This is a genomic window from Burkholderia sp. Bp8998 (assembly GCF_003854235.1).
In the GTDB taxonomy this organism is placed as follows: domain Bacteria; phylum Pseudomonadota; class Gammaproteobacteria; order Burkholderiales; family Burkholderiaceae; genus Burkholderia.
This window is the reverse complement of the sequence record NZ_QTQF01000003.1, coordinates 72,342-84,936: the sequence shown is the minus strand read 5'-3', so window position 1 is coordinate 84,936 and position 12,595 is coordinate 72,342. Positions and strand designations below refer to the sequence as shown.

Sequence of the window (12,595 nt, the reverse complement as noted above, 5' to 3'; positions counted from 1 at the left end):
GGGCGTTTCAGCGCTTCTCGATCGGCACGAACTGCAGATCTTCCGGACCGGTGTAGTTCGCGCTCGGGCGGATGATCTTGTTGTCGACGCGCTGTTCGATGATGTGCGCGCTCCAGCCGGACGTGCGCGAGATCACGAACAGCGGCGTGAACATCGCGGTCGGCACGCCCATCATGTGATACGACACGGCGCTGAACCAGTCGAGGTTCGGGAACATCTTCTTCGCGTCCCACATCACCGATTCGAGGCGCTCGGCGATGCTGTACAGCTTCAGGTCGCCCGCTTCCTTCGACAGCTTGTGCGCGATGCCCTTGATCACCTTGTTGCGCGGATCGGAGATCGTGTAGACCGGGTGACCGAAGCCGATCACGACTTCCTTGTTCTCGACGCGGCGGCGGATGTCGGCTTCGGCGTCGTCCGGCGAGCTGTAGCGGCTCTGGATTTCATACGCGACTTCGTTCGCGCCGCCGTGCTTCGGCCCGCGCAGCGCGCCGATCGCGCCGGTGATCGCCGAGTAGATGTCCGAGCCCGTGCCCGCGATCACGCGGCCGGTGAACGTCGATGCGTTGAACTCGTGCTCCGCGTACAGGATCAGCGACGTGTGCATCGCGTCGACCCACGACTTCGACGGCGTCTTGCCGTGCAGCAGGTGCAGGAAGTGGCCGCCGATCGAGTCGTCGTCGGTTTCCGTCTCGATGCGCTTGCCGTTGTGCGAGAAGTGATACCAGTACAGCAGCATCGAGCCGAGCGATGCCATCAGGCGGTCGGCGATGTCGCGCGCGCCCGGCAGGTTGTGATCGTCCTTCTCCGGCAGCACGGTGCCGAGCACCGACACGCCGGTGCGCATCACGTCCATCGGGTGGGCCGACGCAGGAATCTGCTCGAGCGCGACCTTCAGCGCGCTCGGCAGGCCGCGCAGCGCGCGCAGCTTGGTCTTGTACGCGGCCAGTTCGGTCAGGTTCGGCAGCGTGCCGTGCACGAGCAGATGCGCGATTTCCTCGAACTCGCACGATTCGGCGACGTCGAGAATGTCGTAGCCACGATAGTGCAGGTCGTTGCCGGTCTTGCCGACCGTGCACAGCGCCGTGTTGCCGGCCGTCACGCCCGACAGCGCCACCGACTTCTTCGGCTTGAATGCGCCTGCGGCGGCCGGTGCTGCTGCGTCTTTCGTCTCGCTCATGTTTCTACTCTCCAATGGGGATCTGGGTGTCACGTCAGCCCGGCCCGGCGCCTGTGCGCGCGGCCCGGCTTCATGCAAAGCGTTCCGGGAACCGTATCCCGGCGGGCGGGCACGTTACTTCTTGCCCTGCGCGAACAGCTCGTCGAGCTTCTGCTCGTACGCGTGATAGCCGAGGAAGTCGTACAGCTCGGCGCGGGTCTGCATCGTCGGCACCGCGGCCTTCTGCGTGCCGTCGCGGCGCAGCGTCTCGTAGAAATTCAGCGCGGCCTTGTTCATCGCGCGATACGCGCCGCAGCAGTACAACGCGATGTCGACGTTCGCCTCGCGCAGTTCGTCGAGCGTGAACAGCGGCGTCGAACCGAACTCGGTCAGGTTCGCGAGGATCGGCACCTTCACGGCGGCCTTGAAGCGGCGATAGTCGTCGAGCGTCTTCATCGCTTCCGGGAAGATCATGTCCGCGCCGGCTTCCACGTACGCGATCGCGCGCTCGATCGCCGCATCGATCCCTTCGGCGGCGGCCGCGTCGGTGCGGGCCATGATCACGAACTGGTCGTCGGTGCGCGCGTCGACCGCGGCCTTCACGCGATCGACCATTTCGTCGGTCGGCACGACTTCCTTGCCCGGACGGTGGCCGCAGCGCTTCTGGCCGACCTGGTCCTCGAGGTGAACGGCCGCGACACCGGCCTTGATGAACGAGCGGACCGTGCGCGCGATGTTGAACGCGCCGCCCCAGCCCGTATCGATGTCGACGAGCAGCGGCAGGTCGGTCGCGTTGGTGATCCGGTTCGCGTCGATCAGCACGTCTTCCATCGTGCTGATGCCGAGGTCGGGGATCCCGAGCGAGTTCGCGGCGACGCCGCCGCCCGACAGGTAGACGGCCTTGAAGCCGACGGCCTGCGCCATCTTGGCCGCGTAGGCGGTGATCGCGCCGACCACCTGCAGCGGCTGCTCGGCCGCGACTGCCGCGCGGAATTTCGCGCCGGCGCTCTGAAGATGCGTGTTGCTCATGAACGGCCTCCTGAAGGAATGCCCATCAACAGCAAGGACCGGGCCAGCTCGCGAAATGCCGCTAACCCACTGATTCCTAAGCAACCGGCACGCGCTGTGAATCGTCCGGCGATTTCAATTTGGCAATTTCATGTTTCAAAAATGAAATCCGACGCGCATAATCGGTTGCCATGGACCTCTCCTCGACCAAGCCCGTCGGCCCGGCCGACCGCACGGTGCGCCCGCGCATCTGGGCGATGGGCATCAGCCGCCTGCGCGACCTGTTTCGCGAGATCGCCGGCGAATTCGACGAACGCGCCGACGTGCGCATCGTCACGCGGGCCTACGAAGACGCGCTGAGCGCGATCGCGGAGGCCGGCACCGCGCGGCCCGACGTGATCGTCGCGGCCGGCTCGAACGGCGGCTTCCTCAAGACGCGTGCGCAGGTGCCGGTGGTAGTCGTGTCGCCGACCGGCTTCGACGTGATGCAGGCGCTCGCGCGCGCACGGCGCGACGCATCGCGGATCGCGCTCGTCAGCGCCGGCGAGACGCCGCCCGAAGTGCGCCGCTTCGTCGCCGCCTACGGCCTCGACGTGCAGTTTGCGTCATATCAGTCCGCGCAGGAAGCGGAAGCCTGCGTGCACGACCTGCACGACCGCGGCATCGAGACGATCGTCGGCCCCGGCCTCGTCACCGATCTCGCGGCGAGCGCCGGCATGGGCGCGGTGTTCCTGTATTCACACGCGTCGGTGCGCAAGGCGGTCGAGACGGCGCTCGAAGTCGCCTACGCGACGCACGCCGAGGCGTTTCGCCGCCAGCGACTCGACAACCTGTTGCAGCACCTGCGCGACGGCGTGGTCGCGCTCGATGCGCGCGGCCGCGTCGAAGCCATCAACGAGCGGCTCGCGTCGGCGCTCGGGGTCGAACCCGCGGCGGCCGTCGGCCGCGCGCTCGTCGACCTGCGCCCCGAGTTGCGCACACTGCGCGGCGAGGACGGCGACGCGCTCGCGACCGTGCGCGGCGTGCGCTACGTCGTGCATCGCGGGCCGCTCGTCGATCGCGGCGTCACGTCGGGCAGCGTGCTGACATTCCAGGAATCGCGTGCGGTCGAACGGCTCGACCGCGCGCTGCGCTCGCAGCCGAACACGCAGCAGTTCGCGGCGCGCTATGCACTCGACGACGTGGTCGGCAGCTCCGCGCCGATGACCCGCGTGCGCGACCTCGTGCGCCGCTACGCGAAATCCGACGCGACCGTGCTCGTGCTCGGCGAAAGCGGCACCGGCAAGGAAATGATCGCGCAGAGCCTGCACGCGCTGTCCGTGCGGCGCAGCTATCCGTTCGTCGCGATCAACTGCGGCGCGTTTCCGGAAGCGCTGCTCGAGAGCGAGCTGTTCGGTTACGAGGAAGGCGCGTTCACCGGCGCGCGGCGCGGTGGCAAGACCGGGCTGTTCGAGGCCGCGCACCGCGGCACGCTGTTTCTCGACGAGATCGGCGAGATGCCGCCGTCGCTGCAAAGCCGGCTGCTGCGCGTGCTGCAGGAGCGCGAGGTGATCCGCCTCGGCTCGACCGAGCCGATCCGCATCGACGTGCGCGTGATCGCCGCGACGCACCGGCCGCTGCTCGCGGCCGTCGAGGCCGGCACGTTCCGCGCGGACCTGTATTACCGTCTCAACATCCTGAACGTCGGCCTGCCGCCGCTGCGCGAGCGCGCCGCCGACATTCCGGCGCTCGCGGCCACGCTGCTCGTGCAGGCCGCGCGGCGCGAGCCGCGGCTGGCCGAACGCGTGCGCGAGGCCGGCGATGCGATGCGCGTGCTCGACGCGACGCAGGCGACGCTCGCGCGCTATCGCTGGCCCGGCAACGTGCGGGAACTGCAGAACGTGGTCGAGCGGATCGCGGTGGAGCTGGCCGAAGACGTCGACGAGCACGATCCGGGCGCCGCGTGCACGGCGCTCGCGCCCGATGCGCTGCAGGCGATCGCACCCGAGCTGTTCGCGGCGCCGCCCGGTCCGGCCGACGCCGACGACGCGCAGACGCTCCACGCGCGCCGCCGCCGCGCGGAAGCCGACGAGATCCGCGCGGTGCTCGACGCGTGCGGCGGCGACCGCGATCGCGCGTGCGCGATGCTCGGCATCAGCAAGACGACGCTGTGGCGGAAGCTGTCGGCGAAATAGGTTCGCGCGGGACGGGCGCGGCAGGGATGACGCGCCGGATGCGTGCCGCCGTCAATCGGCCTTGTGATAGTGGCGGTACGCCTTCGCGCGATTCCCGCACGACGACATCGAGCACCAGCGGCGGCTGCCGTTCTTGCTGTCGTCGATGAACAGCCACTGGCATGCGTCGTTCGCGCAGCGCTTGACCTTCGCGAGCCGCGCGCCGCCCAGCAGGTCGGTCGCCGACCACAGCACCGGGCTCAGCAGCCCCGCGAGCGTCGCGCCCGCGTCCCCGATCCGCCACGCATAGCCGCCGTCGATCCGCGCGAGCACGACGCGCGGCGCCGCTTCCGCCAGAAAACCGCCCAGCCGCGCGAGATCGTCGGCTTGCGGCTCGCGCCGCTCGGCCTGCGCATGAAAGAGCCGATACAACGCCTCGCGCAACGCGAGCGCATGCGCCAGCATCGCCGGCTCGCCCCCCTTCTCAGTCACTTGTACACGACACGCGTCGGCCAGGCCTGCCGGCACGCGTGCCTGCTCGCGGCACCACGCCAACAGGTCGTCCAGTGTGCCGAAGGTTTCGGTCGGCGTGTCCGCGCCACGCCAGTACAGCGTGTTCGCGAAATCGATGCTCAGCGTTTCGGACGGCGCAGGGATCAGGCAGTCCGTCGTGACGGAAGGTTGCGTTTTGCTCATGACGCGATCGTATCTAACCACCATGCCGGTTGACAAGCATCCGGACGCTTTCTAACATAACCAGCATGGTGGTTAAAAACGGGTTGGCCGTTCTGATGTCCCCTCTTCAGTTCAAGGAGCCACAGATGATCGATCGTTTTTCGTACGACGTTGTCCACACCGGCCGCAGTCGCGCGTTCCACGACAGCACGCTCGGCGCGCTTCGCTACAAGCGGCTGGCCTGGTGGCTGTAAACAGGTTTGCTGCACTGACGCCCCCCTTCAGTTCAAGGAGCCACAGATGATCGACCACCTTTCGTTCGGCGTTGCCCACATCGACCGCAGCCGCGCGTTCTACGACAGCACACTCGGCGCGCTCGGCTACCAGCGGCTGTACAGCGACGACGGATCCCTCGGCTACGGCACCAGCGAACCGGTGCTGTGGTTGCAGCACGCGGCCCGTCCGGTCGTCGCCGATCCCGATTCAGGGTTGCACGTGTCGTTCCGCGCAGCGTCGCCGGTGGAAGTCGATGCGTTCTATCGCGCCGCGCTGCAGCACGGCGGGCAGGACAACGGCGGGCCGGGCAAGCGCCAGCACTACGGCCCCGGCTATTACGCGGCGTTCGTCGTCGATCCCGACGGGTATCGGCTCGAAGCCCATTGCGAGCTGGACAACGTCGTCTGATCCGGTTCGGACCGACACGGTGAACGACAAGGGCCCGATTCCGCATCACGCGGAATCGGGCCCTTGTCCTTGCTGCATCGGTGTTCGGTTCGCGATGGTCGCCGCCTCCGGTCATGCGAGGCGATCGGACGACAGATCGGGCAGCGCAGCCGGGTTGCGGTTGATGGCGCCCGCGATCCCGCCCTCGTCGCGCAAACGCTCTTACTGTGCGTCGCGCGTGCTCTGCAGCTGCTCGCCGAGCCCGTCGATCCCGAGGCGCACCCGCTGGCCGGCCTTCAGGAACACCGGCGACGGCTTGATGCCCATCCCGACGCCCGGCGGCGTACCGGTCGTGATCACGTCGCCCGGTTGCAGCGTCATGCAGGTCGACAGATAGGCGATCAGTTGCGCGACGGTGAACACCATCGTGCGCGTGTTGCCGTTCTGGTAGCGATGGCCGTCGATCTCGAGCCACAGGTCGAGGCGTTGCGGATCGGGCACCTCGTCGCGCGTGACGAGCCACGGGCCGATCGGGCCGAACGTGTCGAAGCCCTTGCCCTTGTCCCACTGGCCACCGCGCTCGATCTGCCACTCGCGCTCGGACACGTCGTTGACGACGCAGTAGCCGGCGACGTAATCCAGCGCACGCGCTTCGTCGACGTCCTTGCATGTCGCGCCGATCACGACGCCCAGCTCGACCTCCCAGTCCGTCTTCACGGAACCCTTCGGGATGTCGATGCCGTCGTTCGGGCCGCAGATCGAACTCGTCCACTTGCCGAACACCACGGGTTCCTTCGGCACCGGCATGCCGGCTTCGGCTGCGTGATCGGCATAGTTCAGACCGATGCCGATGAACTTGCCGACACGCCCGACGCACGCGCCGATGCGCGGCTCGCCGGGGACGAGCGGCAGCGTGGCCGGATCGATCGCGCGCAGGCGCGCGAGACCGGCGTCGGACAGCGCGTCGCCGGCTAGATCCGGCACGTGCGCGGCCAGGTCGCGAATCCGGCCGTCCGCGTCGAGAATACCGGGCTTTTCCTGGCCGGGCGGGCCATAGCGAAGCAGTTTCATCGTGCTAAACCTCTGTTGTCGAATGTGACAGGATACCGGCCGACGCGGCCGCTGACGGCCACGCGCCGGACTGAATGTCGATCGTCGATGACGCGCGTCGGCGCCGTATCCGGCAGGCCAATCGACACGCGAGGCTCGCGCAGGCGCAGCGATCGCGGCGCCGCACCGACGTGCGACGCGCCTCGAACGGGCGGCCGCCGGTCTGCGCATCGGCGACGACGGCCCGGCATCCGCGACATGTGCCGGCCTGTGCCGACCGGCTTCACGCGCGGCCGCGCCGTCGCTGGCCCGCCGCTCTTTGTACCATCGGCGGCCCGCCGTGAAATGGCGCGCGACGGATACCGACTATTGGTGCGCCTGCGGAGGTTGCACCGCAGCATCGGGCCCGCGGCCGCAGTCGGCCTTACGCCCAATGCCGCCGTCCTTCGATACCGAAAGATGAATTCCGAATATTTCTTACGACCCTGTCATCGGGAACGGCACGTGATCCGTTCTTGCTGGATAACGATCGGTAAAAAGACGCCGCATTACACACCGAGCGTTGTTGTCAAGCTCGCCGGGATGGCAGTCACATCCGCACGCGGCTTCACGAATCCGCGTGCAAAACCGGCCAGCGTGCGTCGCCACCGATTGGCAATTCCCGGACTTCCTACCCATGATGCAAACGAACAACAACCCGCACACCGGCAGCGACGCACGGGAGTCGATGGGCGCAGCCGACCGCTATCGCGCACCCGCGCTCGACAAGGGCCTCGACATTCTCGAACTCCTGTCGGAACAGAAGGAAGGACTCACCCGCACCGAAATCACGAAGGAGCTCGGCCGCAACGCGAGCGAAATCTACCGGATGCTCGAACGTCTCGTCGCACGCCGCTACGTGATGCGCTCGAGCGGCGGCGACCGTTACACGCTCAGCCTGAAACTGTTCGCGCTCGCGCATCGGCATCCGCCGATGAACCGGCTGATCGCCGAGGCCTTGCCGCTGATGCAGCGCTTCGCCGATGCGTCCGAACAGTCGTGCCATCTGACCGTCTACGATCGCGGCAACCTGCTCGTGATCGCGCAGGTGGACGGCCCCGGCCCGTGGGGCGTGTCGGTGCGGCTCGGCTCGCGCGTCGGGCTCGCCGATACGGCGTCGGGGCGCGTGATGCTGTCGTTCCAGGGTTCCGAGCAGCGTGCGCACATGCTGGCCGAGCATCGCAAGGTCAAGGGCGAAACGCCGATCAACGAGCAGGAACTCGTGCACGCGTGCCAGTCCATCCGCCAGTCCGGCTACGTGCGCCAGGACAGCCGCCAGGCATACGGCGTCACCGACCTGAGCGCGCCGATCCTCGGCCCGGCCGGCCACGCGATCGCGGTGCTGACCTGCCCGTACATGCGCCGGATCGACGCGCACATGGCGCCGTCCGTCGAGGTGGCCGTCACGGGGCTGCGCGATACGGCAGGCCAGTTGTCGATGTGCCGCGCGGACACTTGCTGAACGTTGCCGAACGGACGACCGCGCTGAAGGCGGCCGATCGTTCGGGCGCGACCGTCGTTCGATCACTCGGCCGGCGGGCCGGGCAGGCGGGCGTGACGATGCCCACGCGGCGCGCGATGCGCGCCCGGTCGCGCGGGCACGCGTGCCGGCATTCGACAGACCGTTTCCGGATGCGCGGACGCCGCGCTACGCTAGAATAGCGGCCCTCTCAAAAACTACGGCGGCCGGCTGTTGCGGCCGTCGTATCCGATGGATGTCATGGCCAAACTTCTGAACGATCAAGAATTCCAGCGTTTCTCCGAACTTCAGCAGAAGCAGGCGAGCTTCACGATCACGCCCGAGGAAGCGGACGAGCTGCGCGACATCGTCGCGCGCGCGCAGCAGAAGCGCGACGACCGTGCCGCGGCGATGCAGGCGATCGAGAACTACATCGAGCAGTTCGACATCACGCCAGACGAACTCTTCTCGCCCGAGCAGATCGGCGACGCCGCGCGCACCTACGGTCTCATCACGGCCACCAAGAAGGAACGCACGCTGCCGCCGTCGATCACGTTCAACGGCAAGCCGTACCAATGGACCAAGACGCTTCCGGACGACGTGCGCGGCGCGTTGTTCGATGCATTCACGTCCGGTGAATCGGTCAAGCGCTTCATCGCGATGCCGAAGGACACCGCGCGTTGCGCGCTGACGATCGCCCGCCTCGAGCGCGAAACCGGCGGCGTCTATGCCGACGCGCACCTTGAAGAACTCGCGATTTCGCGCGACCAGGTGAACGACGCAGCGTCGAAACTCGCTGTGTAAACGCTGTCGCGGGCACGGTTCATGCGTGTCCGCATCGGCGCGGACGCCGGCAAAGACCGGCGCCGCGCCAGCCGGAGCACTGCGTTCGCACGCTCCCGAAAAGTCTCACCGAAGCGTCCCGTAAGCGCTCACCCGAGCGCCCCGTAAAAGCTCACCTGAAGCGTCCGGAGACATTCACCGGCCCCTCCCGAACATCCTCACCGATGCCTCCCGCAGGCGCTCACCGCCCTTTCCCGAAAAGGCTCACCGGGGCTTCCCGCAAGGGCTCACCGGCAGCTCCCGCGAAGGCTCACCGAGCGCTCCCGTATCGGCTCACCCCGCCGCTCCCGGAAAACCTCACCCGTGGCTCCCGAAAAATCTCACCTTTGTTCCACTTCAGGTGCCGCGGATGCGAAATGTGTGGGGCTGTGCGCTCGACCATGGCACCGGAATCGGCGATACGCGGCGGTCATCGGTACATGCCATGCGCCCGCCGCGGATGCCGTGACTCGACCCGTTCGCCTTTCCCCATCGGCCACGGAGCGAGCGTCGTACCGATCCGCGCATTCGAGCGAACCAGTCGAACGGTCTGCATTCCGAACTACGATGATTTCACTCGGCAGTGACCGTGCATCACCGACATCGTGCGTTCCGCATGACCGCGCACGATACCTGCGCACGCTGGCTCGCGCGATTACGGCTGCAGCTTCATCCTGAACCCCACCACGCCGGGTTCCTCCGTCGTCGACACCGCGAAACCGCACGACTTCGCCAGCTCGATCATCGCGGTGTTCTCGCGCAGCGCCTCGCCGATCATCCATGCGGTGCCGCGCGATCGCGCATAGTCGATGAGCCGGGTCATCATCAGCCGCCCGAGCCCCTTGCCCTTCTGATCGGGCCGCACGGCGATCGCGAACTCCGCCGTCTCGTTGTCGGGATCCTCGACCGCGCGCGCCACCGCGAGTGTGTGCGACCGGCCCGACACGTCGGTGAACGACACGATGAAGGCCATCTCGCGGTCGTAGTCGATCTGCGTCATGCGCGCGACTTGCGAATGATCGAAGCTGCGCACCGCGCCGAAAAAACGCATCCGCAGATCGTCCGGCGTCATCGCACCAAGCAACTCGTTATGCGCCTCCTCGTCTTCCGGACGGATCGGACGGATCGTCACGGTCTCGCCGCGCCATTCGAGCGTCTGCTCGAGATGGCGCGGATACGGCATGATCGCGAGCCGGCTGCGCCCCGCCGCCAGCGTGATGCGCGGCGCGACCACGTATGCCCGGTCGGACACCACGCGCAGCGTGGCCGACATCGCGACGACTTCGCGCACGTCGCACACGACTTGCGACAGTGCCGTCAACGCATCGAGCGTGGGTTCGACTGACGTGCGGCGCGCATACGGCGAACGCTCCATCACCGCGCGGGCGAGCACCGAATTCAGCGGCGGCAGCCCGTACACGACGAACGGCGCCGATACGCCATCCGCCGGCGGCACGGCATAACGGAACACCGGGCCGAAGTTCGCATCGTCGTACATGTCGACCGTGACGTCGACGACTTTGGCGCCGGTCGACGCGGCCGGCTCGCCGTGCAGGCCGAAGTGCGACAGCCAGTGCAACGCCGCGTCGCCGGCCAGCTCATGCTCGCCGGCGTCGACCATCCGTCGGGCCTCGGCCTGCGCGGACGCAACGCAGTCGGCCGGTTGCTGCGGCGTGCCCTCGGGCGTCTGCATCAGCAACTGCCGCCCGAGGTTGTAGTCGACGAGCCGTGCGTATGCGCGCGCAAGCCGCTGCGGCGTGGTGTGCACCGGGATGCCGTTCGCGTGCAGTGCGTCGCGCGTCGCCGCGTCGACCGCGCCGAAGAAACACGCGAGGATGCCACGGTATGCATGCTGCCGCGATTCGATCAGCGTGCGCGCGACCGCATCGGCCGGCGCACTGTGGGACGTCGAATGCACGACGAACAGCGTGCCCGTTTGCGGAAACGGTGCGAGCGCCTTGATGGCGGTGCCGAAATGCTCCGGACGCGCATCGTCGCCGAGCGTCAGCGGATTGCCGGGCGCGGCGAGATGCGGCAGCGCGGCCGCGACCGCCGACGTTGCCGCAGCCGGCCAGTCGGCCAGCACGTCGCGCACCTCCGCGACCGCATCGACCGCGAGTTTGGCAACACCCGCGTCGCTCGTCACGAGCGTCGCCGCGCCACGCGCGGTGACGCGCCCGACGCCGAGCGTCTCGATCTCGTCGAGCAGATCGTCGAGTGCATCGACACGCACCATCCCCGCGCGCTGGAACGCTGCCGTGTAAAGCGCATCGCCGGGATCGGCGCGCCCGGTGCGCAGCGCGAGCACCGGCTTGTTGCGCGCCGCCGCACGCGCGGCCGACATGAATTTGCGCGCGGCACACACGGTGTCGAGCTCGAGCAGGATCGCACGCGTGCCGGGATCGCTGGCGAGGTAGTCGAGCACGTCGCCCGCATCGACGTCGGCCTCGCTACCCAGCGCGACGACGTGCGAAAAGCCGAGGCCTCGTGCATCGGCCCAGCCGAGTACCGCGTTCGTCAGCGCGTTCGATTGCGACACCCACGCGACGCCGCCCGATCGCGCCGTATAGGCCGGCGCGCCGAAATGCGCATGCCGCGCAGGCGACAGCACGCCGAGACTGCCGGGCCCGACGATACGGAGCACGAACGGCTTCGCGGCCTTGAGCGCGCGATCAAGCGCGGCGCGATCGGCGTCGGTGCGCGCCTCGCCGACGATCACCGCGACGCGCGTGCCGATCTCGCCGAGTTTGCGCACGATGCCGGCCCACGTGGCAGGCGGCGTGCAGATCACGGCGACCGATGGCGGCGCGGGCAGCCGGTCGACATCCGCCACGACCGCGTGCCCGTTCAGCTCGCGATACTTCGGATTGACGGGCCACACGGGCCCCTCGAACGCGCCGTCGAGCACACGCGCCCACACCATCGCACCGATACTCCCCGCGCGCGACGATGCGCCGACGACGGCAACGGACCTGGGCTGAAACAACGCATCGAGATGGCGGACGGTCACAGCGGCTCCATACGGTAACGAAAGACGATCCGACCGGTACACGGGCCAGATGGCCATGTACCGGTCGACGCGAACTCCAAGCATAGGCGAACCCGCTGCGGCTGCCTATATGCCGAACGGCCGACTGTGCGACGCGCATCAATCGCCGCAACATGGGCCGGTAACCGACGCCTTTGCACGACGCAACGGGCGAAGGCAACACGATGCGGCCATCGGGTCGCCGCTTCAAAGGTGAGGGTTTACAGGAGCCATGGTGAGCAAGTTCGGGAATTGCACGGCGCAGTGCGTCCATGCACGAGAGGTGAAGGCAATCGGCGGGACCTCAGCACCGCGGCGATCGAAAATGCCAATGCACGCATGCCGCGTAATTGCGGGGTCGTTTACCGGAATTCGCGGCGATATCCGGCCGAATCGCGGCGAATTCGCAAAACGGGATCCGTTAATCGCGCGGCATTGGCGTTCAATTCGCGGTTTCGAGTCGCGCTGCCGCCGCCCAAAAACAAAACGGTGCGACGGCCGCATGGCCGTTCGCACCGTCAGCAGCGCACGAAAGGTGA

General features: G+C 67.7%; 9 protein-coding genes. 4 read left to right on the top strand and 5 right to left on the bottom strand.

The genetic code is table 11. From position 1 onward, the window contains the following. Positions 1-7: 7 nt before the first annotated feature. A complete protein-coding gene (prpC, locus tag DIE06_RS05415; protein ID WP_124660493.1) occupies positions 8-1,180 on the bottom strand; it encodes a 2-methylcitrate synthase in 1,173 nt (390 codons plus the stop codon). 114 nt (positions 1,181-1,294) lie between these two features. Beyond that, entirely contained in the window at positions 1,295-2,188 is an 894-nt protein-coding gene (gene prpB, locus DIE06_RS05410) for a methylisocitrate lyase (RefSeq protein WP_044845010.1), read from the bottom strand. A 170-nt stretch (positions 2,189-2,358) separates the two neighbouring features. Between prpB and prpR the strand changes: the two genes are divergently transcribed. Further along, the gene (gene prpR, locus DIE06_RS05405; RefSeq protein ID WP_124660492.1) at positions 2,359-4,341 is read left to right on the top strand and encodes a propionate catabolism operon regulatory protein PrpR; all 1,983 of its coding nucleotides are present in this window, start codon (positions 2,359-2,361) and stop codon (positions 4,339-4,341) included. A 51-nt stretch (positions 4,342-4,392) separates the two neighbouring features. Here prpR and DIE06_RS05400 read toward each other — a convergent pair whose 3' ends face one another. After that, positions 4,393-5,040, bottom strand: coding sequence for an ABATE domain-containing protein (locus tag DIE06_RS05400; RefSeq protein WP_124660491.1), 648 nt, complete (start codon positions 5,038-5,040; stop codon positions 4,393-4,395). 255 nt (positions 5,041-5,295) lie between these two features. On the opposite strand from DIE06_RS05400, the gene DIE06_RS05395 reads away from it, so the two are divergent. Further along, entirely contained in the window at positions 5,296-5,679 is a 384-nt protein-coding gene (locus DIE06_RS05395; protein ID WP_124660490.1) for a VOC family protein, read from the top strand. A gap of 201 nt (positions 5,680-5,880) precedes the next feature. On the opposite strand, the gene DIE06_RS05390 is transcribed toward DIE06_RS05395, so the two are convergent. After that, positions 5,881-6,729: an ureidoglycolate lyase gene (locus DIE06_RS05390; RefSeq protein WP_124660489.1), complete on the bottom strand. Its 849-nt coding sequence runs from the start codon at positions 6,727-6,729 to the stop codon at positions 5,881-5,883. A gap of 655 nt (positions 6,730-7,384) precedes the next feature. On the opposite strand from DIE06_RS05390, the gene DIE06_RS05380 reads away from it, so the two are divergent. Both DIE06_RS05380 and DIE06_RS05375 read left to right on the top strand, forming a co-directional pair. Further along, positions 7,385-8,209 carry an IclR family transcriptional regulator gene (locus DIE06_RS05380; protein ID WP_185733348.1) on the top strand — a complete coding sequence of 275 codons (825 nt, stop codon included), beginning with the start codon at positions 7,385-7,387 and terminating at the stop codon, positions 8,207-8,209. A gap of 249 nt (positions 8,210-8,458) precedes the next feature. Next, complete coding sequence (locus DIE06_RS05375; protein ID WP_124660488.1) at positions 8,459-9,010, top strand: hypothetical protein; 552 nt, start codon at positions 8,459-8,461, stop codon at positions 9,008-9,010. Positions 9,011-9,683: 673 nt separating this feature from the next. On the opposite strand, the gene DIE06_RS05370 is transcribed toward DIE06_RS05375, so the two are convergent. Further along, positions 9,684-12,038, bottom strand: coding sequence for a GNAT family N-acetyltransferase (locus tag DIE06_RS05370; protein ID WP_124660487.1), 2,355 nt, complete (start codon positions 12,036-12,038; stop codon positions 9,684-9,686). Positions 12,039-12,595: the final 557 nt, after the last annotated feature.

What these genes read in the sequence shown, in the direction of transcription:
- prpC (WP_124660493.1), bottom strand. Translation starts at nt 1,180, where the DNA reads ATGAGCGAGACGAAAGACGCAGCAGCACCGGCCGCCGCAGGCGCATTC.
- prpB (WP_044845010.1), bottom strand. Translation starts at nt 2,188, where the DNA reads ATGAGCAACACGCATCTTCAGAGCGCCGGCGCGAAATTCCGCGCGGCA.
- prpR (WP_124660492.1), top strand. Translation starts at nt 2,359, where the DNA reads ATGGACCTCTCCTCGACCAAGCCCGTCGGCCCGGCCGACCGCACGGTG.
- DIE06_RS05400 (WP_124660491.1), bottom strand. Translation starts at nt 5,040, where the DNA reads ATGGTGGTTAGATACGATCGCGTCATGAGCAAAACGCAACCTTCCGTC.
- DIE06_RS05395 (WP_124660490.1), top strand. Translation starts at nt 5,296, where the DNA reads ATGATCGACCACCTTTCGTTCGGCGTTGCCCACATCGACCGCAGCCGC.
- DIE06_RS05390 (WP_124660489.1), bottom strand. Translation starts at nt 6,729, where the DNA reads ATGAAACTGCTTCGCTATGGCCCGCCCGGCCAGGAAAAGCCCGGTATT.
- DIE06_RS05380 (WP_185733348.1), top strand. Translation starts at nt 7,385, where the DNA reads ATGATGCAAACGAACAACAACCCGCACACCGGCAGCGACGCACGGGAG.
- DIE06_RS05375 (WP_124660488.1), top strand. Translation starts at nt 8,459, where the DNA reads ATGGATGTCATGGCCAAACTTCTGAACGATCAAGAATTCCAGCGTTTC.